At 66.9% G+C, this 26363-nt stretch carries 27 protein-coding genes; 19 read left to right on the top strand and 8 right to left on the bottom strand.

Annotation, left to right across the window (positions count from 1 at the left end; all coding sequences use genetic code 11):
* Positions 1 to 9 precede the first annotated feature (9 nt).
* Entirely contained in the window at positions 10 to 4926 is a 4917-nt protein-coding gene (locus tag ABZW11_RS22975; RefSeq protein ID WP_355420345.1) for a tetratricopeptide repeat protein, read from the bottom strand.
* Positions 4927 to 5074: 148 nt separating this feature from the next.
* Here ABZW11_RS22975 and ABZW11_RS22980 point away from each other — a divergent pair, with 148 nt between their 5' ends.
* The 3 genes from ABZW11_RS22980 to ABZW11_RS22990 all read left to right on the top strand — a co-directional run bounded on the left by ABZW11_RS22980 (position 5075) and on the right by ABZW11_RS22990 (position 6789).
* On the top strand, positions 5075 to 5620 hold the full coding sequence (locus tag ABZW11_RS22980; RefSeq protein WP_355420348.1) for a hypothetical protein: 546 nt from the start codon (positions 5075 to 5077) through the stop codon (positions 5618 to 5620).
* Positions 5621 to 5660: 40 nt separating this feature from the next.
* Entirely contained in the window at positions 5661 to 6038 is a 378-nt protein-coding gene (locus tag ABZW11_RS22985) for a hypothetical protein (protein WP_355420351.1), read from the top strand.
* Positions 6039 to 6105: 67 nt separating this feature from the next.
* A complete protein-coding gene (locus ABZW11_RS22990) occupies positions 6106 to 6789 on the top strand; it encodes a DUF6766 family protein (RefSeq protein WP_355420353.1) in 684 nt (227 codons plus the stop codon).
* On the opposite strand, the gene ABZW11_RS22995 is transcribed toward ABZW11_RS22990, so the two are convergent.
* Positions 6714 to 7562 carry a pyridoxal-phosphate dependent enzyme gene (locus tag ABZW11_RS22995; RefSeq protein ID WP_355420356.1) on the bottom strand — a complete coding sequence of 283 codons (849 nt, stop codon included), beginning with the start codon at positions 7560 to 7562 and terminating at the stop codon, positions 6714 to 6716. The two genes, ABZW11_RS22990 and ABZW11_RS22995, sit on opposite strands and share 76 nt — an antisense overlap.
* A 43-nt stretch (positions 7563 to 7605) precedes the next feature.
* Here ABZW11_RS22995 and galK point away from each other — a divergent pair, with 43 nt between their 5' ends.
* Positions 7606 to 8721, top strand: a complete 1116-nt coding sequence (gene galK / locus ABZW11_RS23000; RefSeq protein ID WP_355420358.1) for a galactokinase — start codon at positions 7606 to 7608, stop codon at positions 8719 to 8721.
* 67 nt (positions 8722 to 8788) lie between these two features.
* On the opposite strand, the gene ABZW11_RS23005 is transcribed toward galK, so the two are convergent.
* From ABZW11_RS23005 to ABZW11_RS23015, 3 genes are all read right to left on the bottom strand, one after another.
* Positions 8789 to 9565, bottom strand: coding sequence for an enoyl-CoA hydratase-related protein (locus ABZW11_RS23005; protein ID WP_355420360.1), 777 nt, complete (start codon positions 9563 to 9565; stop codon positions 8789 to 8791).
* 40 nt (positions 9566 to 9605) lie between these two features.
* Positions 9606 to 10760: a nitric oxide synthase oxygenase gene (locus tag ABZW11_RS23010; RefSeq protein WP_355420363.1), complete on the bottom strand. Its 1155-nt coding sequence runs from the start codon at positions 10758 to 10760 to the stop codon at positions 9606 to 9608.
* 403 nt (positions 10761 to 11163) lie between these two features.
* The gene (locus ABZW11_RS23015) at positions 11164 to 11595 is read right to left on the bottom strand and encodes a hypothetical protein (protein WP_355420366.1); all 432 of its coding nucleotides are present in this window, start codon (positions 11593 to 11595) and stop codon (positions 11164 to 11166) included.
* An 844-nt stretch (positions 11596 to 12439) separates the two neighbouring features.
* On the opposite strand from ABZW11_RS23015, the gene ABZW11_RS23020 reads away from it, so the two are divergent.
* On the top strand, positions 12440 to 14881 hold the full coding sequence (locus ABZW11_RS23020; protein ID WP_355420368.1) for a hypothetical protein: 2442 nt from the start codon (positions 12440 to 12442) through the stop codon (positions 14879 to 14881).
* Positions 14882 to 14883: 2 nt separating this feature from the next.
* Here ABZW11_RS23020 and ABZW11_RS23025 read toward each other — a convergent pair whose 3' ends face one another.
* The 3 genes from ABZW11_RS23025 to ABZW11_RS23035 all read right to left on the bottom strand — a co-directional run bounded on the left by ABZW11_RS23025 (position 14884) and on the right by ABZW11_RS23035 (position 17924).
* Entirely contained in the window at positions 14884 to 15381 is a 498-nt protein-coding gene (locus ABZW11_RS23025) for a hypothetical protein (RefSeq protein WP_355420371.1), read from the bottom strand.
* Positions 15382 to 15987: 606 nt separating this feature from the next.
* Complete coding sequence (locus ABZW11_RS23030; RefSeq protein WP_355420374.1) at positions 15988 to 16704, bottom strand: creatininase family protein; 717 nt, start codon at positions 16702 to 16704, stop codon at positions 15988 to 15990.
* Positions 16705 to 16730: 26 nt separating this feature from the next.
* Positions 16731 to 17924, bottom strand: a complete 1194-nt coding sequence (locus ABZW11_RS23035) for a hypothetical protein (RefSeq protein ID WP_355420377.1) — start codon at positions 17922 to 17924, stop codon at positions 16731 to 16733.
* A gap of 203 nt (positions 17925 to 18127) precedes the next feature.
* On the opposite strand from ABZW11_RS23035, the gene ABZW11_RS23040 reads away from it, so the two are divergent.
* From ABZW11_RS23040 to ABZW11_RS23105, 14 genes are all read left to right on the top strand, one after another.
* Complete coding sequence (locus ABZW11_RS23040) at positions 18128 to 18445, top strand: hypothetical protein (RefSeq protein WP_355420380.1); 318 nt, start codon at positions 18128 to 18130, stop codon at positions 18443 to 18445.
* Between the two features lie 152 nt (positions 18446 to 18597).
* The gene (locus tag ABZW11_RS23045; protein WP_355420382.1) at positions 18598 to 18813 is read left to right on the top strand and encodes a hypothetical protein; all 216 of its coding nucleotides are present in this window, start codon (positions 18598 to 18600) and stop codon (positions 18811 to 18813) included.
* A gap of 92 nt (positions 18814 to 18905) precedes the next feature.
* A complete protein-coding gene (locus ABZW11_RS23050; RefSeq protein WP_355420384.1) occupies positions 18906 to 19853 on the top strand; it encodes a hypothetical protein in 948 nt (315 codons plus the stop codon).
* A gap of 83 nt (positions 19854 to 19936) precedes the next feature.
* Entirely contained in the window at positions 19937 to 20797 is an 861-nt protein-coding gene (locus ABZW11_RS23055) for an FtsK/SpoIIIE domain-containing protein (RefSeq protein WP_355420387.1), read from the top strand.
* Positions 20794 to 21021, top strand: a complete 228-nt coding sequence (locus ABZW11_RS23060) for a hypothetical protein (protein WP_355420390.1) — start codon at positions 20794 to 20796, stop codon at positions 21019 to 21021. Before ABZW11_RS23055 ends, ABZW11_RS23060 begins: the two co-directional genes overlap by 4 nt.
* Positions 21011 to 21217 carry a hypothetical protein gene (locus tag ABZW11_RS23065; protein ID WP_355420393.1) on the top strand — a complete coding sequence of 69 codons (207 nt, stop codon included), beginning with the start codon at positions 21011 to 21013 and terminating at the stop codon, positions 21215 to 21217. Before ABZW11_RS23060 ends, ABZW11_RS23065 begins: the two co-directional genes overlap by 11 nt.
* Positions 21214 to 21582: a hypothetical protein gene (locus ABZW11_RS23070; protein WP_355420395.1), complete on the top strand. Its 369-nt coding sequence runs from the start codon at positions 21214 to 21216 to the stop codon at positions 21580 to 21582. The genes ABZW11_RS23065 and ABZW11_RS23070 overlap by 4 nt, the downstream gene beginning before the upstream one ends.
* 92 nt (positions 21583 to 21674) lie before the next feature.
* Positions 21675 to 22025: an RRQRL motif-containing zinc-binding protein gene (locus ABZW11_RS23075; protein WP_355420397.1), complete on the top strand. Its 351-nt coding sequence runs from the start codon at positions 21675 to 21677 to the stop codon at positions 22023 to 22025.
* The gene (locus ABZW11_RS23080) at positions 22022 to 22279 is read left to right on the top strand and encodes a hypothetical protein (protein WP_355420400.1); all 258 of its coding nucleotides are present in this window, start codon (positions 22022 to 22024) and stop codon (positions 22277 to 22279) included. The genes ABZW11_RS23075 and ABZW11_RS23080 overlap by 4 nt, the downstream gene beginning before the upstream one ends.
* Positions 22276 to 22761, top strand: coding sequence for a hypothetical protein (locus ABZW11_RS23085; protein ID WP_355420402.1), 486 nt, complete (start codon positions 22276 to 22278; stop codon positions 22759 to 22761). The genes ABZW11_RS23080 and ABZW11_RS23085 overlap by 4 nt, the downstream gene beginning before the upstream one ends.
* Entirely contained in the window at positions 22745 to 23296 is a 552-nt protein-coding gene (locus ABZW11_RS23090) for a hypothetical protein (RefSeq protein ID WP_355420405.1), read from the top strand. Before ABZW11_RS23085 ends, ABZW11_RS23090 begins: the two co-directional genes overlap by 17 nt.
* 133 nt (positions 23297 to 23429) lie before the next feature.
* On the top strand, positions 23430 to 24914 hold the full coding sequence (locus tag ABZW11_RS23095; RefSeq protein WP_355420407.1) for a replication initiator: 1485 nt from the start codon (positions 23430 to 23432) through the stop codon (positions 24912 to 24914).
* Positions 24915 to 24945: 31 nt separating this feature from the next.
* Positions 24946 to 25161 (top strand): helix-turn-helix domain-containing protein, encoded by a 216-nt coding sequence (locus tag ABZW11_RS23100; protein ID WP_355420410.1) that lies wholly within the window; start codon positions 24946 to 24948, stop codon positions 25159 to 25161.
* Positions 25158 to 26339 (top strand): tyrosine-type recombinase/integrase, encoded by a 1182-nt coding sequence (locus ABZW11_RS23105; RefSeq protein ID WP_355420412.1) that lies wholly within the window; start codon positions 25158 to 25160, stop codon positions 26337 to 26339. Before ABZW11_RS23100 ends, ABZW11_RS23105 begins: the two co-directional genes overlap by 4 nt.
* Positions 26340 to 26363 lie beyond the last annotated feature (24 nt).

A 26363-nucleotide genomic window follows, 5' to 3' on the forward strand; every position in this document is an offset into this window, starting at 1 on the left:
CGGCAAGCCTTAAGCGAGCTTGCTCAGCAGCGCCTCCGCCTCGGGAGCGAACGAAGGGTCGCCGGTCTCGACCGCCCTGACCAGCAGGCGGCGGGCCAGCTCCAGGTCGCCGCGCTCGTACCGGATCTCGCCCATGCGGCAGGCGGCCTCGGCGACCAGCTCGTCCTGCTCGCTCAGCCCCAGCGTCAGCTCGTAGAAGCGGAGCGCGCCGTCGCGGTCGCCCAGCCAGTAGCACAGCTCGCCCAGGTGCGCCGCCGCCAGCCCCGACTCGGGGTCGCCCGAGTCGATCACCCGCTGGTACCAGTTCAGCGCCTCGGGATAGTCGCGCTCGCGCTTGGCCAGCGCGCCCAGGAACATCGCGCCCAGCGCGCTGTTGTGCCCCCCGCCCTCCTCGACCGCCCTGCGGTACCAGGCGCGCGCCCGCAGCGCGTCCTCGTCGTGGTACGTCTGCCCGAGCGCGAGCATCGCCCGCACCGCCAGGTCGCCGTCACCGGCCTCCATGACCTGCAGGTAGACCCGCCGGCCCGCGTCCACCTGGCCTGACTCCACCAGCGTCTGCGCGTACAGGGTCAGCGCGGTCAGGTCGCCGTCCCGCGCCGCGTCCTCCAGCGTGCGCAGCGACGCCTCGATGTCGCCCTGCTGCTCCTGCAGGATGCCGAGCAGCCCGCCGAACACGCCGCGCGCCGGGCTGTCCGCGTCGCCCGCCTGCCGCGCGGCCAGGGAGTAGACGGCCTCGGCGTCGCCGTCGGCGTCCAGCAGCTCCAGCAGCCGGCCGTCCGCGAGGAACCGCACGCCGGGGTCCTCGTCCCTGCTCAGCCGCTCGTACGTCTCCCGCGCCCGGCCCGTCTCCCCCAGCTCGGCCAGCCGCTGGGCCGCCTCCAGCTCCGCGTACGGGCCCGTCCCCGCCAGCGCGAAGTAGCCGGGCACCGCATCCGGGTCGCTGCACCGGCCGCCCAGCGCGCGGGCCGGCTCGGCGGCGCGCTCGCCCATCAGCGCGAGCACCCGCAGGGCCAGGGCGTGCTCGCCGCGCTCGCTCGCCTCCTGGGCGAGCCCGGTCAGCGCCTCCTCTGCGAGATCGTCCACGGGGGTGCCGAGCACCGGGGCGAACGCGCGGGCGGCGGCGTCGATGTCGCCGTCCTCGTACGCCAGCACGCCCAGCCGCATCCACGCCCGGCCTGCCGCCGCCTCGTGGCCTGATCCGGCCGCGAGCCGCAGCTCCCGCTCGGCCCCTTCGCGGTCGCCCAGCTCCTCCAGGACGCCGGCCAGGTCCACCCGCATCGAGGCGGCCTGCCCGTCCGGCGCGGCCTCGACGCCTCGGACGAACACGGCGGCGGCCTCCTCCCTGCGGCCCCTGAGCGCCAGCGAGGCGCCCAGCGCCCAGCGGCCCATGGCCACGGTGTCCGGGTCGCCGCTCGCCATCGCCAGGCCGGCCTCGGCCGCCACGGCGTCGTGGTCCTCCTCCCTGACCAGCGTGGCGAGCAGTCTGCGGCGGGACTCCAGGTCGCCGCCCGCCGCCGCCTCGGCCAGCACCTCGCGGGCCCGCTGCGGCTCGCCGCGCTCCCTGAGCAGCTCGGCGGCCAGCTGCCCGGTGCGGGGCAGCCCGGCCATGGCGGCCTCGATCGCGCCGTCCAGGTCGCCGCGTCGGTGGCGGACGATCGCGATGTCGTGCCAGGCGACGGGCGCCGCGCCGGGGTGCTCGGTGGCCCGCAGCAGGTACACCTCGGACAGGCTGGGGTCGCCGTTCCTGGCGAGCAGCGTGCCGAGCTCGAACGCGGCCCTGGGGTCTCCTTCGCCGGCGAGCACGCGCAGCAGCACCTCGGCCTTGTCGTCGTCCAGCTCCGCCGCCGCGTCCAGGGCATGGGTCACGGCCTCGTCACGCTCGGCGCCCTCCGGGAACGCGGCCAGCAGGTCGGGCACCCGCGCCACGTCCCCGTCCCGCAGCGCCAGCAGCAGCGCCGCCAGCGGCCGCGAACCGGTCAGCTCGGCCAGCGCCGCCTCCGCGCCGGGCCGGTCGCCCTCGGCGTCCAGCACCCACGGCAGCTCGTCGGGGCCGGCCCGGCCGAGCAGGTGGCGGGCCGTCGCGCCGGACAGGCCGTCCTCGTCGGCGGCGGCCCGCTCCAGCGCGAACCGCGCCGCGTCGTCGTCCCCCGCCGCCCGGAGGCTCCTCCCGGCGGCCAGCATGGTCTCCGGCTCGGAGTCCGGGTCGAGCGCCGCCGCGCGCTCGAAGGCCGCCTTGGCCGCCTCCAGCTCCCCGGTCTCGGCCAGCAACACCCCGAGCAACCGCTCCGCCTCAGCCGTCTCCGGCACCCGCAGCGCCTCCGCGACGGAAGCGGCGGCCGGCGTGGGCTCCTCTTCCGCGCCGGTCAGGGTGGCGAGAGCGGCTCGGGTGTCGCCGCGTTCGTGCAGGTGCTGGGCCACCAGCACGCGGCCGTCCGCGCCGAACGCCGCCGTCAGCCGTCCCAGGGCCTCGGGCACCCGCCCCGCGTCCACGAGGGACCGCCCGAGCAGGAGGGCCGCGTCGCGGTCGCCGGCGGGCAGGCGGGAGAGCACCTCCACGGCGTCGGCGTGCTCCCCGAGGCCGTGCAGCAGCTCCCCGGCCTCGCGCAACCCCAGCCGGTCGAGCTCGTCGTCCTCCCCCAGCGCCGCGAGGTACGCCATGACCGCTCCGCGCGGGTCACGCGCGTCGACACGCAGCGCACCGAGCAGGCAGGCGGCGTAGCGGCGCAGCGCAGGATGCCCCGACTCGACCACCATCGCCAGCACGCCGTCGGCCGCCTCGACCTCCCTGGCGTGCTGCCAGGCGTTCGCGCATCTGATGGCCAGCCGGGTCGCCGCGGACCACGCCTCACCCTCCGGCATCGCGCGGGCGGCGGCGTCGAAGTCCCGGTCGAGCACCAGCCGCCCGAACGCGCTGAGCGGGTCGGTCCCGTGCTCCAGCGCGGCCCGCGCGCCCGCCGGGTCGTCCAGCCCGAGCCGGGTGACGGCCAGCGGCAGCACGGCGTGCTCGGGCGCGCCCTCGGCGATCATCCGCTCGTGCAGCCGGCAGGCGGCGAGCAGGTCGCCCTGCCGCTCGTAGATCTCGGTCAGCGCGAGCGCCGCTTCGACGCGCAGCCCGCGGTGCGGCCCCGCGAGCACCTTCTCGTACGCCGCCCGCGCCGATCCGGGGTCGTCGTCGGCCACGACCGCGCCGAGCGTGGCGCCCACCCAGGGGGCCAGCGCGGGATGCCCCTCGGCGAGTGCGCGTTCCAGCAGCTCGGTGGCCTGCCGCCGGTCGCTCAGCACCTCCTTGCCGAGCACGGCCGCGTACGAGAGCGCGAGCGGGTCGCCGCCCCCGGCCGCCGACAGGAACAGCTCGGCCGCGTCGGAGGCGTCGTACCCGCTGGAGACCAGCACGTGCGCGAACACGGCGGTGCCGAGCGCCGCGACGGCAGGGTCGAGGTGCTCGGTGGCGGCCCGGTAGGCGCGCAGGCCCTCCTCCCTGCCCAGCCAGTGGTGGTCGAGCAGAGCGCCCAGCACGGGATGCGGCTCGTCGCCCGGCGCGCGCAGCAGTTCGAGCAGCACCGCCGCCTGGAAGCCCTGCGGCACGTCGTCGCCTTCTGCCACGTACGTCAGCAGCTCGTCGGCCTGCTCGGGGTCGCCGTCGCGCAGCTCGATGCAGGCCAGCGCGACCATGGCGCGCGGCGCCTGGACGGGCGCGCCGGAGTCGGCGGCCCTGCGCAGCAGCAGCCGGGCCCCGGCGAGGTCGCCGTCGCGCAGCCGGGCCAGGCCGTCGTCGACGTCGTGGAGCGCCTGCTCGGTCACCGGGTCGGCGGGCGGCTGCCGCCTGGCGTCGTGCTCCAGCAGCAGCGTGGCCTTGAACGCGGTGTCGGGGTCGGCGTGCCCGGCCGCCAGCAGGGCCAGCTCCATGGCCTCGTCGTGCACCTCGGGCTGCTGTTCGAGCAGCATGCCGAGCAGCGTGACGCAGACCGAGGACCACTCGCCGTCGCCCGCCTCCAGCACGGTCCTGATCGCGGCCAGCGCGGCGGCGCTCTCCCCCGCCTCGGTGTGCAGCTGGGCCAGGCACGCCTGAGCCTGCATGGCGTGCTCGCGGTGGCCGCTGGCGATCACCCGCTGGAAGATCGCCCTGGTCTCCTTGTCGTCGCCGAGCTGCGCGGTGACCTTGGCCAGCTCGATGAGCGAGGGCAGCCGGACGTCGGGGTCCGGGTGCTCGGCGGCGACGCGGTAGGCGGCGGCCGATTCCGCGTACTCGCCGAGGTCGACCAGCACCGCGCCGAGCAGGTTGTGCGCCATCGCCAGGTGGTCGGGGTGGCCGACGGCGATGGCGTGCTCGCACACGGCGCGGGCCTGGTCGAAGTCGCCCGCGTCGGCGTACATCCGATAGAGCTGGAACGCGGCCAGCGACACCACCTCGGGGTCGCCGCAGGTCAGCAGGGCACGATAGTCGTCCTCGTCCTCGGCGGCGGCGTACAGCTCGTGCGGCGGCGCCTGCGCGACGGGGATCTCGGGCAATTCCAGCCGGGCGGCCAGCTCGGCCACGGCGGGGCTGTCACACCTGCGGGCCCGCTCCAGCGCCTCCTGCGCGCCCGGCGCGTCGCCGAGCTGCGTGCACACCAGCACCAGGGCCGTGTCGGCGAGCGCCGCCACCTCGAAGTCGGCGCCGGCGGAGGCGATCATCAGCACGCGGTGCGCCGCCGCCCACTCCTTGGCGTTGACGAGCATCATGCCCATCGCCATCGCAGAACGCTGCCCGAACACCGGGTCCCCTGACTGGATCACCGAGCGGTGCGCAGCCTCGGCGCCGTCCAGATCCCCCTGCTCCTGCAGCAGACCGGCCAGCAGATGGGACGCCTCCGGATCCCCCGTCGCCGCGATCTGCCTGAACAGCACGGCGGCCTGGTCGAGATCTCCGGCTCTCCAGTGGCTCATGGCCGCATCGAGCTGCTCTGACGCCATATGCACTCCAAGGTCATCGGATGATGTGAAAAAGCTACACATGTGTCACCGGCGTCACACGGCGATTCGAGATCTCCGGTCCGCCCGCGAGGAGGGCGGGCAGCGCCGTAGCGTAGTGCTCATGGGCAGAGCGTTCTGGATCGATCAGGAGTTCGACAGGGACCGTGATGGGCGCTATGCCGTACACGTGCGGAAGAACCTCGACGACTTCGAGTGGGGGGACATCGCACCCGTACGGTTCGCCTGCACGGCGTGGGAGCTGGCCACGCCGCCGTCCCTGACGCCCGGCTACGTCCGCTGGGACCGCCGCGTCCTCGAGGCGACCTGCCACCGCAACACCTGGGACGGCACCCTCTACACCCGCGTCCGCATCGTCTCCCCGCTGCCCGACGAGCTGCGCCGCTCCCGCGCCTGGTGGCGCGACCGCGGCTGGACGGACTGGCAGGAGACCTTCGGCCAGTACGTCGAGCCCAGCCAGCAGGACCTCGCCCGGGTGCCCTTCCTGCGCGCGTCCCTGCTGGTCGAGGCGCCGCTGCCGCTCGACGACCTGCCGCCGGAGCCGGAGGGCCCGCACGACGACGTCGAGCGCCGCGCCCACCGCGCGGTGACCGTGCTGGCCCGCGAGCTCAACGCCCTCGTCGCCCCGGTGCTCGACCAGCTGGGCTGACCCTCCGCATGCGTGATCCTCCTGTGGGTAGCGGCACGCCATGAGAACGGTGATCGTGCTGGCGCTGGCCATGGGGCTGACCGGCTGCGCCGTGGACACGGCAGCCCCGGCGCGTACGGCCGAACGGTTCCACGCCGCGCTCTCCGCCCACCAGGAGGAGGCCGCGTGCGCCCTGCTGTCCAGACAGACCGCGGAGAAGCTGCCCGACCCTGGTCAGAGCTGCGCCGCCGCCCTGCGCGAGCTGCGGCTCGGCCCGGGCGGAGCGGTCACCGGGGTGAGCGTGTGGGGCGAGGAGGCCCAGGTACGGCTGCGCGGCGACACGCTCTTCCTGCACCGCTACGCGGACGGCTGGCGGGTCAAGGCCGCGGGCTGCGAACCGGCCGGTGACCTGCCGTACAACTGTGAGGTGGACGGCTGATGCGCACGATGTTCACGCTGACCCTGCTGCTGATCGTGGCCGGCCTGGCCTGCTTCTTCGTCCTGGGGTGGTCGAGACTGTGAAGTGGATCAAGGAGAACTCCCTGGCCCTGACATTCCTCGTGCTCTTCCTGCTGGCGGTGGCGGGGCAGGCGGTGGCGGGCATGTTCCACTACAACGACGAGCAGGTGGCCCAGGGCGGCGAGCCGGTGTCGCTGGTGTCGTACCTGGCCTCCTCGTCCTACGCCGTGGACGTGGCCGAGAACTGGCAGTCGGAGTACCTGCAGTTCTTCCTGTTCATCATGCTCACCGTCTGGCTGGTGCAGAAGGGCTCGCCGGAGTCGAAGGAGCTGGACAAGGCGGGCGCCGAGTCCGACGAGGAGCAGCGGATCGGGCGGCACGCGGACCCTGGGTCCCCGCGCTGGGCCAGGGCGAAGGGGCTGCGCCTGTGGCTGTTCAGCAACTCGCTCGGGCTGGTGATGGGGCTGATCTTCCTGCTGTCGTGGCTGGCGCAGTCGGTGGCCGGGCAGGCGGCCTACAACGCCGATCGGCTGGGCGACCTGCGCGACCCGGTCTCGTGGGGCTCGTACGTCACCTCGGGCGAGTTCTGGGACCGCAGCCTGCAGAACTGGCAGTCGGAGCTGCTGGCCGTGCTGTCGATGGTGGTGCTGTCGATCTATCTGCGCCAGCGGGGCTCGCCCGAGTCGAAGCCGGTGGGCGCGCCGCACACCTCGACCGGCGTGGAGGGCTGACCGGTGATCACCGCGACGACGCGGGCGCCAGGAGCGAAGGCGCCCTGGCGGGCGAGGTCGAGGATGCCGTACATCATCTTGGCCACGTAGATCCGCTCGAAGCCGTGGCGGGCGGCGAACGCCTCCAGCTCGGGCGTCGTGCGGGCGTAGCCGCCGAAGTGGTGGCCGAGGTCGATCGACCAGTTACCCGAGACGCGTCCGTACGCCTCCCGCTGCAGCCTGGCCACCTCGCCCTCGAGGAACCCCGCGCCCTTGAGCACCGCGAAGCCCAGTGCCCGCCGCCCCTCGGGCAGCCCGGCCGCGATGCCCGCCAGGGTGCCGCCGGTGCCGACCGGGCAGCAGATGACGTCGTAGTCGTCCTCGATCTCCCCTGGCAGCTCCGCGCACCCGCGTACGGCCGCCGCGTTGCTGCCGCCCTCGGGCAGGATCGCGACGTCCTCGCCCCACCGCGCGCGCAGCCCCGCCAGCACCTCCTCGGTGTCCTTGCGCCGGTAGGTCGCGCGGTCGAGGTAGGTCAGCGTCATGCCACAGGCGGCGGCGCGGGCCAGCACGGGGTTGAGCGGCAGGTGCTCCTCACCCCTGATGACGCCGATCGTCTCGATGCCGTGGCGGGCCCCGGCCTCGGCCACCGCCCTGATGTGGTTGGAGTACGCGCCCCCGAACGTCAGCACCCGCGCGTGCCCCAGGTTGTACTTCAGCTTGCGCGGCTTGTTGTCGTCGTGCCGCAGGAAGACCCGGACCTGGCCGAGCGCTGGATCCAGGAACTCCTCCATGGCGCTAGTCTACGGACGGGTCCTTGTTGAGGAGTGTTGGATTATGCGCGTTGTTGAAGCTTTTCGTGCCGCCTTCGGCGCGTCCCCGCAGACCGTCTGGCGTGCGCCGGGCCGCGTCAACCTGATCGGCGAGCACACCGACTACAACGACGGCTTCGTGCTCCCGTTCGCCGTGCCGTGGGGCGTCACGGCGGCGCTCACCCCGCGTACCGACGGCGTCATCCGCCTGCTGTCCCTCCAGTCCGCCGACGGCGAGCCCGTCGTCATGGAGACCCGCGAGGAGTCGCGCGGCTGGACCCGCTACGTCGTCGGCGTCCTCGCCATGCTCGGCGACCGCGTCGCCGGCGCCGACATCGCCATCGACGGCGACGTGCCGCAGGGCGCCGGGCTGAGCTCCAGCGCCGCCCTGGAGGTGGCCGTCGCCTCCGCGCTCAACGACGTGCACGGCCTCGGCATGACGCCCATGGAGCTGGCCCTGCTCAGCCAGAAGGCGGAGAACGACTTCGTCGGCATGCCCTGCGGCATCATGGACCAGGCCGCCTCCGCCCTGTGCGAGGAGGGTCACGCGCTGTTCCTCGACTGCCGCTCGCTCGGCAGCCGGTCCATCCCGCTCGACCTGGCCGCCCACGGCCTGAGCATGCTCATCATCGACACTCAGGTGCACCACGAGCACGCAGGCGGCGAATACGCCAAGCGCCGCGCCGAGTGCGAGTCGGCGGCGCGCAAGCTCGGCGTGCCCGCCCTGCGCGACGTCACCGACCTGGCCGGCGCGCTGGCGCGGCTGCAGGGAGACGAGCGCAAGCGCACCGAGCACGTCGTCACCGAGAACCACCGCGTCGAGGCCCTCGTCGGCCTGCTGCGGGCGGGCGCCGTCACAGAGATCGGCGCCCTGCTCAACGCCTCACACCTGTCGCTCAGGGACCTGTACGAGGTGTCGTCGCCCGAGCTCGACGTCGCCGTCGAGGCCGCGCTGAAGGGCGGGGCGCGCGGGGCGCGGATGACCGGCGGCGGCTTCGGCGGCTCCGCCATCGCGCTGGTGCCGGTCGAGCGGCTGGACAGCGTGCAGGAGTCGGTGTCGGCCGCCTACGCCGAGCGCGGCTACCAGGCTCCGCGCTTCCTGCCCGCCACCCCGGCCCAGGGCGCCCACCGCATCGCCTGACCCCTCAGCGCGGCTTTCAGGGCGGCCCCTTAAGAGCGGCCGTCAGGGCGGCCTTAAGAGCGGCCCTTCAGAGCGGCGGGAAGTTCGGGGGGCGGCGCTCCAGGAAACTGGCGACGCCCTCCACGAAGTCGGGCCGCCCGAACGAGGCCATCATCTCGTGCGTGGCCGTCTTGGCCGCGTCGTCGAGCGTGGCCTCCCAGTCGTGCCAGACCTGCCGCTTGATCACCGCCAGCGACGCCGGGGAGCTGTGCGCCGCCAGCTCCCTCGCGTACGCCAGCACCTCCTCCATCAGCGACTCCCCCGGCACCGCCCGGTTGACCAGCCCCAGCTCGTACGCCTCCCTGCCGGTGAACACCCGCCCCGACAGCAGGATGTCCATCGCCCGCTGCTGCCCGATCACCCGGGGCAGCACCCATGACAGCCCGTACTCGGCCACCAGCCCCCGGCGCGCGAACGCCGTCGTCCACTTCGCCTCCTCGGCGGTGAACACCAGGTCGCACACCAGCGCGTGCACCATCCCGAGCCCGGCGCAGGCCCCGTTGACGGCCGCGATGATCGGCTTGCGGATCGTCGTCGGGTACGTGTTCGGGCGCGGGTCGGGCACCTCGTCGTACGAGCCGCTCTGGATGGCGCTCAACGTCTTGAAGTCGGCGCCGGAGCAGAACCCCTTGCCCGCGCCGGTGACCACCACCACCCGCACGCCGGGATTCGCCTCCGCCTCCGCCAGCAGGTCGAAGTAGCGCCGGCCCAGCGCGTCGGTCCACGCGTTGAGCGTCTCGGGCCGGTTGAAGGTGAGGGTCAGCACGCCCTGGTCGTCGAGCGTGGAGAGCACGAGTTCCGCCATGCCCCCAACAGAACCATGTTCTAGGCCGGGAAGGCAAGGTTCAGTCGTGGTGGACGAAGGCGGGGGTGAGGACGCGCGTGTCGTAATAGCGGTGGAAGACCGGGGTGGCGCTGCCGGACATCGGCGGCACGATCCACGACCAGTCCGCCGGGCAGACCCGGCCCGCCTTCTCCTCCCGTTCCAGGTGGGCGAGGAAGCGGCGCGACTCGGTGTGGTGGTCGGTCATGGTCACCCCCGCCCGCTCGAACGAATGCAGCACCGCCACGTTCAGCTCCACCATGGCGTGGTCGCGCCACAGCGAGCGCTCGGACGAGGTGTCCAGGCCGAGCCGCTCGGCCACCACGGGGAGCAGGTCGTACCTGTCCGCGTCGGCAAGGTTGCGGGCGCCGATCTCGGTGCCCATGTACCAGCCGTTGAACGGCGCACACGGGTAGCACAGGCCGCCGATCTCCAGGCACATGTTCGAGATGGCCGGTACGGCGTGCCAGCGCAGCCCCAGCCCCTCGAACCACGGATACTCGGGATGCCTCAGCGGCACCTCCAGCACGGCGTCACCCGGCAGGTTGCACAGCAGCGGCCTGCCGCGGCCCGGATGGATGATCAGCGGCAGCACGTCGAACTTCCCGCCCCTGCCCTGCCAGCCCAGCGCCTGCGCGGCCTCGGTGAGCGCCACGTTCGCCGGGTCACCGACGACGCCGTCCTTGGTCCGGTAACCGGCGTACCGGACCAGCTGGTCGTTGAGTATCCGCGGCCCGCGCAGCGCGGGCGTGTCAGGCGGCAACACGGTGATGGTCGGCCTGATCTTGCCCGCAGGGGCCTGCGCATCCGCGCCGGAGCCGGTGGCCGCGCGCAAGTGCGCCACGCACTCCAGCGCCACCCCCTCGGCCGTGCTCACCTCGCGGCGGTCGCGCACCTTGAGCGAGCGCCAGTACAGCCGGCCGATGCAGCGGTTGCTGTTGCGCCAGGCCACCCGGGCGCCGAACTCGAGCTCCTCGTACGTGTGCGTGTAGGTCCCGTAACGGGCCACGTCTCTGGCCACGTCACGGAGCCTGGCCTGCAGACCGCCGGCCGAGGGATGCTCGGCGTGGTAGAGCCTGATGAAGCGCTCCGCCTCGCGGAGGTCGATGGTGCACCCGTTCACCGTCCGTACGGCGGGCGCGTCGAAGGGACGAAGGGACCTGATCCAGGTAGACACGCGGCAACCAGCACTTCTCGGTCATCGGATCGCCCCACCGATTCCGGGTCGGCGGCACGTCCTGCTGGAGGCGCCCTCTCCCCGCCTCCGCGACTTCTGCCCGCGGCTCCGGCCGTACCGACCGGCCCCGCCATCCTGCCGCCCCGCCCGACCCCTTGTCCCGCGTTTCCCGAAATCCCGTCACCATCTCACTACATAAGGTGAGATAGGACGCAGCTTCCGCAGACCAGCACCCCCGACCGCACGCACGGGGACACCTTCGCGGACCGAACATCATGAACCGGCCCCGCGCCGCCCGGCGAGCACGAACCCACTCGCCGGGCGGTGCGGGCCTCACTCACCAGGAGCGGCCGTCACCGACGCGGGCGCCCCGGGCCGTCACCGACGCGGGCGCCCCGGGCCGTCACCGACGCGGGCGCCCCTCCCACACGCAGGTGAGGTGGATCACCCTCGCCTGCCGCCACCGCTTCCCCGCGACCTTCCTCGGCAGTTCCCGCGCCGGCACCGCGATGGACAGCCGTTCCTCCGGCACGACCACCACGTCGCCGTCGCCGTCGCCGCCGCCGTCGCCGCCCGCCGTCACCGGCTCGACGACCCGGACGGGACCGACGTCACCGACCTCGATCAGCTCGTCCCCGGCACGGTCGGAGAACCGCACCTTCCTGCCCTCACGCGTCCAGCACGTCAGCTTCCCGCCGCGCAGAATGCGGTCACCGTCCATCACCCGCTCACCGATCACCCGGACCGGCCCGTCATCGGCCAGCGCCGACGTGGCCATCCCACCGAGCCCGAGCGCGGCGGCGGTGACGACGATCGCGAGACGTCGCGTCAACATGGGGTCTCCCTCCCCGAGGCGTTGTGACGCTCTCGAGGCTCGCCCACCGCACCTGAAGCCCCGCTTAAGACACCAAAACCGATCTTCAGGCAGACACCGCCCACCACAAGCGGACATCGGAAAACGACGAAGGCCCCCTCACCTATTGGTGAGAGGGCCCGCACTGTGGCTCCCGCGATTGGACTCGAACCAGCTGCCCGTCGTCTGGATCAGTTGACGGCGGTCCGAACGCGGTGTCGGCCCAGCCAGCCGAGTCCAGATCCGTGCAGGACCGTTCATCTGGTATGGCTCCCGCGTTGGCTCCCCTCCGGGGGCTCAGCCAATCGCGGGCGGTGAGGCGCAACGCATGGTGATCAGGTTCTCCGGATCAGATGCCCGTTCGTTGGTGGACTCGAGCGGTCGACGGACTGTTCCGCTGGCTGTGGTCCGTCCCGTCGAGATCGCCGAACCTGGTGACTTGCCCGAGCCGGGGCACTGGCGCTGTGGCCCGCACACAAAGAACGAGGTCGCGCACGTCCCCGCGGCCAGGCCTGTAGGCCGGGTTCCTTTCTCAGGCCTGGAATGAGCTGCTGAGATTCGCGGTCCACACCCTGTGACCTGCGGTTTCACGCACAGGACTTCTCATCGTTTCGGATGATCGCGTGGTCATGTCCCGGATGTGCCCAAGACACCATCGTTGCCGGCACTGGATTCCAACATGAGTCCTCAGCGGCAGGACCGGAGTGGGCCGTCCCTTACATCTCGCTGGTGATTCCTTGTGATCCAGAGCCGAGATCGTTCAATCCGTACATATAGGACGAAACGCGGACGTTTCTACCATTAGTGTCATTGATCAAATGAATCCATGGGCAACGAACCTTCGATCTGGAGTATTCTTCGTTACTCTTCCACGTTTCCGCGCGAGGAGGCGGCGTTGACGATCTTCTTTGGGTATGCAGCCGAGCGAAGGTCCGCTACAGAGACGATCCGGACGGCTGCAATCCGAATCGGCGAGGAGTCAGGGGTAACTCCCGTTCTGTGGGAGGACATGCTTGTTGACGGGACAGTGGTCATAAGCGAGGTTCTAAGAGCAATCGACGACGCCGAGATGTGCATATTTGACCTAACTGATCAAACAGAGAACGTACTATTTGAAGCCGGATATGCTGTTGCGCGCGCAAAGCCCGTATGGCTTACGTTTGATTCAACGGTCTCAAAGGCCAAAGCTAGCTGGAAAGAGCTTGCCCTTCTTAATGTCATAGGGTACACCGCATATCGCAATAGCAATGATCTGGCGGAGCAATTTGCCAATGTCAATCCCCTGGCGACGTTGGCGCCCATATACGACGCCCTAATCGAACCGAGCCTTGATGAAGGCATTGTTCGTGATTCACTACTATACTGTCTAACGTTCGAGCCTTTTGAGGCGTCCAATCGCCTTTCTTTGTTTCTCAACAGTCGTCGAGATCGCGGTCTCAACATGAAGGTTTCAGATCCCCGTGAGTCGACCCTTGATCCCCTAACCTGGTTTGCTCCTAATATTCTTAAGTCGGCGGGTGTTCTCGTTCACTTTGCTGGGCCTCATAGGAACCGCGCATCTCTCCATAATCGTAGACATGCTTTCGTTGCTGGAATGGCATATGGATTCGACGTACCGATCCTCATGTTGGCCGAAGGAGAATATACGGCACCGTTCGATTATCAATCACTTCTATATAAGTATGAGACCGCAGAAGAATGCGTAGCTATAGCCCGCAACTGGTTGGATAGCCTGGCGTATGAGGAAATCAATTGGTCGAGCCCGAGGGGTAGTCATCGCAGTTCACTTTCAGGTATTCGTTTCGGGGAGCATGTCGCCGAAAACGAGCTTCTAGACTTGCCTGACTATTTCGTTGAAACCGCTGCCTTCGAGTCGGTCGTATCGGCTCGGGATACACTTTTTGTCGGCCATCGCGGTACTGGTAAAACGGCGAACGCAACCCAGGCTTTCAACCAAGTCTCCGCCAATAAGACCAACCTTGCAGTACTTATCAAGCCTCCTGGTTTTGAGTTTGCAGGGCTCTTCGCTGTCATCGCCAAGCTTCCTGAAGCCCAAAAGGACTATTTCCTTGACTCGCTTTGGCGTTTCGTAATTCAAACCGAGATCGCGGCCTCAGTTCTTGCTCGCATTGAGAGCAAATCCGTCTATGTTCCGCATGAAGATGCCGAAGAACAATTTCTTAGTTATACGAAGAGTGTTTCGTTCGATCTAAGATCAGACATGTCTATTCGAGTAGAGCAAGCACTTAACCACTTGGTCGCAACTCTGAACCCGATTCAAGACACGGCGGAAGCAACACGAAATTTGATCAATGAAGCTTTTCACGCAAATACCCTTGCTGAGCTTCGTGGTCACCTAGGGCCTCTACTCAAGGACAAGAAGCGCGTTGCTGTGTTCGTTGACAACCTGGATAAGGGCTGGGAGAAGGGTGCAGACTTTAGACTTGTTGCACGGCTCATCATTGGTCTACTAACAGCTCGTGGGCAGCTTGTGCGGGATTTTGAAAAGCAGGACTTCTGGCGCGATCGCATCAAGCTGTCTCTAGCGATCTTTCTAAGAAGCGACATCTTCGATTATCTCCAAAAAGAGGCCAGAGAGCCCGATAAGCTACCTATCGCAACGATTACCTGGCGGGATCCAGAAACGCTACTAGGCGTCATTGAGAATCGTTTCACCGCAGGAGACACAAAGGACCGCGCTCTCCGCCTCCTGTGGGAAAACTACTTTTGTCAAGAAGTGGAAGGGGTACCTACTAGAGCGTATATTACGTCTGTAGTTCTGCCACGACCACGTGACATCGTATACTTTTGCAATGAGGCTGTCGGGCGAGCCATTGACCGTCACCATTCACGCGTGGAGCCTGCAGACTTCCTCTCGGCCGAGGAGACCTATTCCCAATACGCCTACGAAGCACTTCTTGTGGAAAACGGAATAACTATACCCGAGATGGAAGATGCTCTACTAGGCTTCTTGGACTCTCCTGAAATAATCACTCGAGAGGAAATTTTTGCAAGTTTCAATACAGCCGGCCTGTCATCCGAGACACACGAATACGTACTGAAAAAACTGGTCTCCGTGTCGTTTCTAGGCCTTGAGATACGCCATGGAGTTTTTACTTATCCAGATGTTGGCAGTAGCATGAAAAAAGCTTACGCTCAAGCAGCAAAGATTTTTGCGAGCCCAGAACAGCAAAGGTTTCGCATCAATAGAGCGTTTCACGCTTTCCTTGGGATAACACGAAACGGGAACATTGATAGGCCTACATAAGGTTATGCCAAGACATAAGCCAGATAGCCGGAGCTATATATTACTGCAAACAAGACGGGCGTCCATTGTTCCAAAAGACTAAACCTCCAAAACCGCAGCAGTCCGGCCTGCTGAGTCATAGGGATCCACTCGGCTTTCCAGAGAAGCGCAGGAAGTTTCTCTTCTAGCTGTCCAATCAGTCTGTACTTTCGAGAATTCAGAAGCCTATACGACCTTATCAAGAAGAACCATATAACGCATTGCACTATTAGTGCTATTATGGGAAAGAGTAGCCATCCGATAGCAATCTGGCGCGACCCAAGGATGGTAGCTGATATGGCGAGAAATGCAGCATTAAAACTCAAGAAGAAGGTATTGGTAACGTTTCGCCTTCCGCTGATGCGGTCCGCCATCTCAACGTATAGCTTATATTGTTCCATAATGGCTTGCTGATATGCCTGCTTCTCTGTCGCATAATCACTTAAGTTCACTTCAGCGTTCCAAAGGCTGTCATCCTTCATGCTGGTTCCTTCCGTTGCTTGCTTGTAACACCTGACCACTACAGGAGTTGCTCAGCTCAGCTCGACCTAAGTTCAGGCTAATACATACCGGACAAGCGGTGCCGATCAACTTGTCCATCCCGTCTGCCGTCGACCCACCGCGGAGCGGCAGCGGGCCGGCGACGGAGGTGCAAGCCCGGCCTGGCGTGTCCCTGCGCCTGGACGCATTCCACGGTCATGGGACTCCCAACGGTCACGGCCGGGCTTGCGGCGGAGGAGGCGGTCTGCTGGGCTTGCCTGGGTCGATGGCAGACGGGATGGGCTTCCACCCCAGCCACCCCACCACCGGCACAGGCGTGCGGCGCCATCTCGGAGCCGGAGTGCCCCCGCCGGAGGCACGTAGTAAGGCCAGCCCCGTGACTGCCTCCGCTTGCGCTGGCCAGCTCGACCCCGTGAGCAGAACCGTGCGCCCCAAAAGCGGCCCTGTCCTCGTCCGCGTCAGCCGACCGGCGTTCTGCGGGTCGGGCATGGAGCCCCAGTGGAGTGCCCGGCCCGCGTCGCGTCGGCGGCGCGTGCGGCCCGGTCAGGGCCGCTTTAAGTTTGTAGAGAAAGTTCTCACACGCCGGACTACACGACTACGTCGATGCTGCGCAGGCAGGAGCGGAATGTCTCACCGAGGTAGTCGAGGACCGCTCGGCCCTTTTCTGCGGTAGCGAGCGAAGGCCGGCCGATGACGCCTGACTTGGTGTATGCCTCCATGCCGACCGTCAGAAGGTCTTTGCGGTCGTTCGCTATGTGGTCCACCGTGTCGTAGCCGTCTCGCACAAGTTCGGGATTGGCAGCCAGAAGGATGGACACCTCGAGTTCGCCGGCGTGCATGTCCTCGTGTGAGCTGGTTTCCATGTTGGCCGCTGCACGTGCGCCCTTCCAGTCAGTACTAGTTGGGAAGAGTGCCATGCATCGCTCGCTGACGGTGGCTTCCTGGACAACGTTAGAAAGTGTGTAGTTGCCACCGTGGGCGTTGATCAGCACCAATTTGTTAATGCCGGATGCCCGTAGGGATTGCTGGATGTCCGTGATGAGAGAGAAGAGCGTCCTAGCCGAGATGCTTACTGTTCCAGGCCAAGCTTTGTGTTCATGAGAACAAGAGATAGTGATGGGCGGCAAGTGGCGCACTGGGTAGAGTTGTGCCAGTTCGCGGGCAATGATCGATGCGATCGCTGCGTCTGTGGCTAGCGGCAGATATGGGCCGTGTTGCTCGAAGCTGCCAATCGGCAGAATGGCGACGTGCGCGTCTCGCGCGTCTTCATCCTTCGTTGTTTGAGTTGGCAGCAGATGGTTCACGTACGCTCCTTGCTGGCGTGCGTCGCTCACCCCGCACGGCGTGTGAGCTGGGCCAAGTTCTTCGTTAAGTCTCGCACGAGAGGCAGTTTGGCGACAGGCGTCAAGTGATCGCTGAGAGCTTTGAGCTGTGTCCGGATCCGAGCTGAACCAGTTCGCTGGGCGATCGTTAAGGCTTCCCTGCCAGCCTCAACGGCGCGCTCGATCTCGCCCTGAGCAGCTGCTGCGGTAGCCAACCGAGCTAAGCAGAGACCCTTGTCGCGGGTCTGGGCGGCTTCGGGCCATTGCGTGAGGCTTCGTTCGAAGATGGACAAGGCAGCGCTTGGGTTGCCGAGAAGTACCCATGACATCCCAGCCTCCATCTGGACGTATGACGGCGTGCAGTAGCGGGCCTTGTCTGTTGCGACTTGGCCCAGGCCCTCGGTCGCCTGCTGGATCGCCCGGTCTACCGCTGACTCGAACTCTCGTGGCTCGGCGAGAAGAGCGTGTGCGTTGGCGAGCTGTCGCAGCGATACCGCGCGGAGTCGAGGGGTGAGATCAGGTGCCGCTTTGAGAGCCGCGTTAGCCAAGCCGAGTCCCTGTCCGGGGTGGCCGGCCTCTGTCGCGATGTTGCTCTTTCTCATCAGGACGTAGGCGACAAGCTGCGGATCATCCAGCTCTTGTGCGTAATCGAGCGCTCGGTTGGTCCAGTTCATTGCGCAGTCGGGATCGCCGGAATCCTGGTAGAGCCAGCCACAGAATTCGGCGAACTGTGTAGCTACTTCGAGCATCTGACGGCGGTCTGGCCCACGAGTTGCCTGCACAAGACGGTCTATGAGCGGAAGCTGAGCTTGCACAGTTGGCACCAGATAGAGCGGGCCGAGTAGTGCGTCTGCGCGAGTGTGCTCAGCCAATACATTGGAAAGATAGGTGACTATCTCAGGCGATGGGCTTTCCGGCAATGCCTGAGGCATTGCGGTTAGCGGCATCGCTGTTATAGACGCCTTGCCGGTCAGTCCTAAGTCAGTCTCGGACGCTCGGTACAGCTCACAGAATATCTTTCGGTAAGCCTCCGGCACTTCGCGACGGTTGTTCTCGTACATCGAGAACAGAGTCCGCAAGCTGGCCCGAGAGGGTGTCTCGATCTTGAGAGCATGGCCGATCTTCTCAAAGCGAACGATGGCCTGTTCCTGGGACCAGCCATGCTGCTTCCGGGTCTGCTTGAGCAAGTTCGGGAAGTCCATCGCACCTCGCAATGGTCCGGCCTAGGTCGTATCCCCTGGTTAACCCATGATGCCCCACAAACGTGCTGCTCGCGCGAGGTTAACACGTTTTGTTAAGGCTGTTGGGCTTTGTCCGCTACCGTACCCCGGCGCTCCGACAGTTTCATGAAGCTCACAGGGAGTTCGCACCACAAGGGTGCGGCCCTCGATTCGGAGGTGAGCTTATGAAGCTCCTCATCGACGTCACCGGCAAGTCGTTCATGGTGACGAAGGAAGCGGTCGAGAAGGCCGACCAGAACGGGCGTCAGAAGTCCGAGCGGGAGACCGGCCGACCGATGTGGGTCACGCAGGTCATGGCGCTGGACGAGACGGGCGGCGAGATGATCAACGTCACTACGGCCGGGGAAAGGCCCACGGTGAGCGTTGGTTCCCAGGTCGCCCTGTTCAAGCTGGAGGCTCTGCCTTGGGCGACCAACGGTCGCAGCGGCGTCGCCTTCCGCGCGGCTGACATCAAGCCCGCTGGCGCTCCGGCCAGCAAGTAGATCGCAGTCCTTACCTCAAACGCGTTGCCCAGCGGCAACACGATGTTCGGAGAGATCGCTCCTACATCTCTCCGGAAATCCTGGGCGCGGATCAGCTTGATGAGCTGATCCCGCTCCTCTTCCCGCTGATTCGGGACAGGAGAACCATTCTCATGACTGCCAACGCCACCACGACAACTCGGTACATGTTCCTCATGACCGTGCTCATCGGCAAGTCGCAAGCCACCGTCTCCGGAAACATCGACGTCAAGCCCGGAGCCAGCCGATTGGCTGTCTTTAATCAAATCGTCGAGAACTACGTCAAGCGCCACTACGGCACTCAGAACTTCTGCGTCCTGCACTTCAGCCTCGAAGTCGACGTCCTCTAACAATCACACCCACGCAAAAAGCGGGACCGTTTCAGCTCCTACACGTCACGGTCCCGCTCTCAACTCCCATCCCCCAGCAGGAGGAGAGAGCCATGTCCAAGCGTACCTTTGGCACGCATCAGAACAACAGAGGCGGCCATGGCCGTCGTGGTAGCTCCGTCACCGTCATTCAGACCAATGTTCAGCACAGCTACCTGCGTACCGCGAAGATCACCTTCTATGTGGTCTTGGCGGTTGTCGGCGTTTTCGCCGCCGTCATCTCCACCTACTACCTTCCTTCGCTCGCCGCAGTCCCGATCGGCCTCGCGGCCGGGACCGTAGCCGGCGGCCTGGCCGCCGCCCTCATCGCCAGTTGGCCCGTGCTTCGCGCCATCTGGTGGTGGCTGCCAGAGATCACCCTCGCCCTGCTCATCATCGGCGGGTGGGTGTTCCTGCAAGAGCAGACCAATCCGCTCATCACCGGCGCCGCCTACGCCGGTGTCATCGCCGGATGCGGCCTTGTGCCCGCCTCACGCCGATACACCATCGCTCTGGTGTGGTGCCTCATCGTCCGGCACCGGCTGCGCACCTGCTTCACCACGTTCCTTCCTTCCGACCGACGTGGCCACCTGCCGTTCATCGGCCTGGCCAAGCCCATCCCGGTCGGGGAACGTGTCTGGGTCTGGCTACGTCCCGGCCTGTCCGTCGATCAGATCGAATCCCAGCTCGGCAGAATCGCCGTCGCCTGCTGGGCCGCCTCGGTCACCGTGACCAAGGCCCGTTCCACCAACTCCGCCCTCATCTACTTGGACATCAAACGGCGTGATGTCCTCGGCGGCCTGGTCGGCTCTCCTCTGACGGAGGACCTCCCGACCGAAGTACCGGCCAGCACGCGGCCGGTCTCGCCTGTTCCGGCTCAGCTCGATCTCGCTGACGTGCCGGACACCGACGACACCGCTCCCAGCGAGCGTCCGGCCACTCGCAAGAACGGCCGAACCCCGGCCGCCACCGGCACCCCTGTTCCGGCGGCTACGGATAACCCCGACCTCGACTGGATCTGAGGCGTCGTCCGCTACCGGGAGAACCCATGTCCCTCCCGGTAGCACCTCTCACCTACGCCTGACTCTCAAGAGGTGACGCTGCCATGCACGCGGCTCTTCCCGACCTTTCGGCCACGATCCCGGTAGCGCCGTCGCTGTCCATGTTCGACCCGGTGTTCATCGGGATCAACGAATTCGGCAACCCGGTCTACCTCGACCTGGTGTATCACAACCTGCTGGACGCCGGAGAGCCCGGCGGCGGCAAGTCCGTACTGATCCAAAACCTCGTCGGGCACGCCTTCCTGTGCCACGACTTCACCCCCGTTCTGCTCGACCCCAAGTGGGTCGAACTGGGGATGTGGATGGAAGCCGCCGAAGCGACGGGCGGCATCTTCGTCGGCCCCGACATCGACAAGGGCCTCCGCGTTCTGCGCCGCCTGCAGAAGGTCATGGACCGTCGCTACGCCTGGCTGGTCGCTCACGGCCGCCGCAAGTTCCTGGCCAGCGACGCCATCAAAGTCATCGGCGTCTTCATCGACGAACTCGCCTACTACACCACCACTACCGGCACCCCTGAGCAGCAGAAAGAGTTCATCGCCCTGGTGCGTGACCTGGTCGCACGAGGCCGGGCCTGCGCCATGCCGGTCATCGCCGCCACCCAGCGCCCCAGCGTGGACATCATCCCCACGTCGCTGCGCGACCTGTTCGGCTACCGAGCAGCCTTCCGCTGCACCACCCCCAACAGCTCCGACATCATCCTCGGACACGGCTGGGCCTCGGCCGGCTTCAACGCCCAAGCCATCAGCCCCCAAACCCCCGGCGTGTTCTACCTCATCGCCGAAGGCGGCATCCCGTACCTGGTCAAAGCCGCCTACCTCACCGACGAGCAAATCCACCAGCTCGTCGACTACGTCACCTGGAGCCGTCGTAACGGCGACCAGGCCCCCGTACCTCTCGCCGCATGAACGGAGAAGCCGTCATGTCCCACGACCACACCACGGTCTCGGCACCGGATGAGGTGCCCTGGCCCGACGGATCACCTCCTGCGCTCACCGTGGAAACGCTGCCCCTGAGCTGCGTCGAGTGCAGCAACACCTACTTCGCCCCGATCACCATCACCACCGACCAGGGCCGCGAGAACGCCCTGGAATGCACTTGGTGCGGGGAGGTGCACCTCAATGCTCCCTGAGAGCAACCCCGTCATCTCCTGGCTGGAAAGCCCCTCGATCATCCAGCACATCCGCTCCTGCGATCAGCGCAGCCGCCCCTACACCTGGCAGCTGCCCATGTTCTGGCTCAAGAACGACATCAACGCCGGTGAGCATCTGACCGCGATGACGGTCCCGGCTTCTGCCTACGACGATCCCTCATGGAGGCCGCTGTGATCCGCAAGGCTTACCACTCGGACGGCAGCCCCGACCTGCGCAACTGGACCGTCCAGTGCGACAACCAATGTCACAACACCGTCGCCCTGCTTGAGGCGAGCCCCGCCGGCTGGTTCATCGGCCGACGCGAGAACGGCCGCGTCTACTGCCCGGCCTGCATCGAAGCCCTCGCCATGGGGCTCATCTCCTGGGCGCTGACCTGCCCGGCCTGCCAGTCCCCCTGGCTCATCTTCGGCACCGACAGCCGCGGCACCACTGAGTTCGTCCTGTGCGACGGACAGTGCCGTTCCACCTACCTCATCGACGACGGCTGGCACTGCACCTGTTGCGGTGACCCCATCGCCTCGCCTGACGGCACCGACTGAACACGCGCGAGGGCCGGACCTCTCGCCAAAGACTTCCGGCCCCCGCCTCACCAATTCCACTCCCTGCGATCAGGCAAAGGAGCAGAACCGTCATGCACTCTATGCCCGTCTCGGCTGCCCGCGTACCGCAGCTCGAACGGCTCAACGCCACCCCTGGAACCCGGGTCCTCTTCTACGACCCCACCGGCAGTCAGTACAAGTTGCCCACCTATCCCTGGAAGTGGGCGCCCAAGAACCTCAAGACCCGACGTCAACTCGCCGCCCTCGGCCTCCGGCCCGGCGGTCAAGCTCCCGTCGCCCAGATCCTGTGGCGTCGTGGTGGCCGCGTCGCCTACCTCTACGACGTCACCCGCGCACTGCCGAAGCGCACGCCCACGCGCAAGCAGCTCGCCGCTCTCGACAAGGCCCAGCGTGTACGCCGTATGAAGCGGAGCGCCTCATGAGCCGCTCCATCGAAACCCCCGACTACGCCGCCTTCCTCAAGCGCATCATCCGCGCGTACAGCAAGCGCATCGCGGAAGGCGACATCGAAGCCCTGGCCGACCTCGCCGGCGTCGTCACCGAACTCGACCACGCCATCGCCCAGGCCATCACCCAGCTACGCGCCAACTACGGCTACTCCTGGGCCGACATCGCCCGCCCCCTCGGCATCACCCGCCAGGCCGCCCAACAGCGCTGGGGCGGTGAGCGTCCATGAACATCACCGGAACCGTCTACCTGCTGCACTTCCAGCGCCCCTACAAGCACGCTCGCCACTACATCGGCTGGACCCCCGGCGACTTGAGCCGCCGCCTGCGCCAGCACCGTAACGGCACCGGAGCACGCCTCCTGGCCGTCATCACTGCCGAAGGCATCGACTTCACCGTCGCCCGCACCTGGACCGGCGGACGCAACCTCGAACGCTCCCTGAAACGACGCGGCGGAGCATCACGCTGCTGCCCCCTGTGCGGCATCACGCCCCGCGTCACCGGCTGGGACCCGCCCGACAGCGCCTATGCCTCAGCAGGACCAAGCACGCCGTACGACACCGACCTCGTCGCCTGCATCTGTGCGTGCAACCGGATCACTCGTCACGTGGCCGCACTCGTGGCAAGCGCCTCGATCACCTGCCTCGACTGCCACCAACCCGTTGTCCCACGACACGACGCGACGGAGGAACACCATGTCCTCACCCGCTAACCGCATCGAATCCGGCGTTCAGCTCTCCATCCTGCTCGTGGTCGGGCTCATGGCCGGCGCCGCCTCCTTCACCCACGTCCACGACTGGACCATGGCCAACAGCCCCGAAGGAACCGGTGAATGGTTCGGCTGGGCCAACGCCGTCATCTCCGAACTCACCCCTACCGCCTCCGGCCTGGAAGTCCGGCGACGCAAGCGCAACGGCCAATCCATCACCTACCCGATGATCGTCCTCATCGCCTCGGCCGGTCTGTCCATCGCGGCTCAGATCGCCGTCGCCCGGCCCCACCCGATTGGCTGGCTGATAGCCGCCATCCCCGCTCTGGCCTTCCTGGCCCTCACCAAGCTCGTGCTCTCACGCGCTCCCATCACCCGACCAGCGGCCAACGAGACAGCCCCCATGCCGGTCTCCGTACCGGAACCTGAGGTCCCTGAGCACCAGGACCACACGCACACCGATCCCACGCCCCAGGAGCGGATCCCGGCCTTGCCGGTCCTGTCACTGACCACCCCCGCCCTGGAAGGACAGCACTGAACCCATGACCCTCCAGCTCGACACCGCTTCGGCGCTGGCTCTCACCCCCGGGACCGCTTCTCCGGCCCCGGGCGTGGGGGCGAACACCGAAACACCCGTCGCCCGTGCCCTCACTCAATGCCTCCGCACAGCGTTGGACCGCGCCGCGCGTCCCGATTACTCGGCCTGGCTCGGTCACGTCGAATCAGCCGCCGCCTGCACCCAGCCCGTCCGGCTGCACGGCAACCTGGCCACCATCGACACCCGAACCGGCGAAGTCCTCACCGTCCGGCACACCTCCGCCCTGCCCGACGGCGTCATCTACAAAGCCTGCGGCAACCGCCGCCACACCGTCTGCCCCTCCTGCGCCACTACCTACCAGCACGACGCCTACCACCTCGTACGCGCCGGACTCGTCGGCGGCAAAACCGTCCCCGACACCGTCCGCACCCACCCCGCCGTCTTCGCCACCCTCACCGCTCCCTCCTTTGGCCCCGTCCACACCCGCGACGTCCGCCACTGCGCCTGCCGCGACAAAACCCGCTGCATCTGCCGCTCCGTGCCCTGCCACGCCCGCCGCGACGCACCCACCTGCCCCCACGGCCGCACCCTGGCCTGCTGGCAACGCCACACCCCCGGTGACGGACACCTCGGCCAGCCCCTTTGCCCCGACTGCTACGACTACGCCCACCACGTCGTCTGGAACCACCACGCTGGCGAACTCTGGCGCCGGACCAAGCAACACGCCGAACGCCACCTCAACCAGCTCGCCCGCCAACGCGGCCTATTCAAGGTCCGGCTCTCCCACGGCAAAGCCGCCGAATACCAAGCACGCGGAGCCGTCCACTTCCACATCCTGCTCCGCCTCGACGGCCACGACCCCGACATGCCCGACGCCATCCTTCCTCCCCCGGACGGCATCACCACCGAGGACATCACCGCCGCCATCACCCTGGCCGCCACCACCATCACCCACACAACGCAGCCCCACCCCGAATGCCCCGAAGGCTGGCACATCGCCTGGGGCACCCAGCATGAGATCCGGCCCATCGCCCTGTCAGCCTCCGGCGACGCCCTCGACGACCAAGCCGTCGCCGCCTACCTCGCCAAGTACTCCACTAAAGGCACCGAAGCGACCGGCCACACCTCCCGCCGGCTCACCCCCGACACCATCGGCCTGTACGCCAACCCGCACGGCACCCACCCCGAACGCCTCATCGCCGCCGCCTGGAACCTCGGCAACACTCCACAATGGAGAGGACTCCGCAGGTGGGCACACATGCTCGGCTTCGGCGGACACTTCCTCACCAAAGCCCGGCGCTACTCGATCACCTTCGGCTCCATCCGCGAACAACGAGCCGCCTACAGACGCGCACACGCCCTCAACCAGACCCACCAAGGGCCAGAGAGACACCCCGGCGCAACGCGATTTCAGCGTCAAGAGCAGCTTGACGCCAAAACGGAGGAAACCACACTCGTCATCGCCTTCCTCACCTACGCAGGCACCGGCTGGCACACGACCGGTGACCAACTCCTCGCCAACACGGCTGCGGCTCAAGCCCGCGAACGCACCCGAGCAGGACGCGAAGAACTCGCCCACGAGCAGGCATGCAGTTCGTCCACACCGCTCGTCGCCTGACCAACCCTCAGACCGCGAACGGAGCACCACCATGCCCACCTCTGTTCCGCCTCCCGGCCAGACCACGATCACGCCGTTGCTCTACAAGCCTGAGGAGGCCGCAGTCCAGCTCCGGATCAGCCGGACGAAGGTCTATGCGCTGCTTCGGAGCGGAGCCATTCGCTCAGTGAAGATCGATGGCTGCCGCCGCATCCCGGCCGCCGCTCTCACGGAGTTCATTGAGCAGCTCGAAGGACAAGCAGCATGAGCAAGGAGGATCTCGACTACTCGCTCTACTTCGACGCCAGCAAGAACTCCTGGGTCGCAGCTGTGTCCCTTGGCTTCGACGGCGCGGGCCGGCGTGTCCGTCGCAAGGTGTCTGCGGTTCTCCCCCGTAAGTGGCGAGACCGGCCGGTCGAGGAGCAACGCGCCCAGGCCATCAAGCTGCTGAATCCCAAGGTCAAGAAGCTTCGGGAGGAAGCCGAGAAAGGCATCAAGACCAGGACCAACTACCGCGTGAGCGATGCTGTGGACGACTTCCTTGCCCACGGGCTCAAGGGCCGCAGTCCTGGCACGATCACCCAGGCCCGGTCTCTGGCCGACAACCAGATCAAACCGAAGATCGGCAACTACCGGCTCAAGGACCTGCGCGCCGAACACGTCGATCTCTGGCTCGATGAACTCGCCGAGAAGCTCGCCACCAAGACGATCGTCCAGGTGCACAACCTGCTCACTCGTACTATCCGCATGGCGGAGAAGCGCGAACTCGTCGGCCGCAACGTCTCGGCTCTCTGCGAGACACCCCATGGGCAGCAAGGACGGTCGAGCACCTCCCTCACGCTGGACCAGGCCGTCACGCTGATCAAGGCATGCGAGGGCGAGAAGTTCGGCGCGTACGTCATCACCTCGCTCCTCACCGGCCTCCGGCCTGAGGAAGCCCGCAAGCTCCTCTGGGAGGCCGTGGACCTGAAGGGAAAGCCTCCGTCCATCTCGGTGCTGCGTGCTGACCGGGTCGGCGGGGATACCAAGACCCCGAAGTCGCGGCGGGCGCTCGCCTTGCCGACCCTCGTGGTCGAAGAGCTCAAGCGCCATCGAACCCGGCAGGACAGACAACGCCTGGAGGCCGCCGAGGCGTGGCAGGAACACGGTCTCGTCTTCACCCGAGATGACGGGACCGTGCTCGACCCCATGCGTGTGTTGCGCGGTCTGAGAGCCATTACCAAGAAGGCCGGCCTAGGGACCCACTGGAAGGTGAGGGAGCTGCGGCACTCATTCGTGTCGATCCTGAGCGACGGCAACGTCTCGGTGGAGCGCATCGCCGACCTCGTCGGCCACTCGACGCCCAGCACGACCCAGACCGTCTACCGGCACCAGATCAGGCCGGTCATCGTCCACGGTGCGGAGACCATGGATGCGGTGTTCGGAACCGACGAGCCGACCGGTTGATGGCTCCCCTATTGGCTCCCTGAA

Origin of the sequence: Nonomuraea sp. NPDC004580, assembly GCF_040609855.1 — a bacterium.
Classification (GTDB): domain Bacteria; phylum Actinomycetota; class Actinomycetes; order Streptosporangiales; family Streptosporangiaceae; genus Nonomuraea; species Nonomuraea salmonea.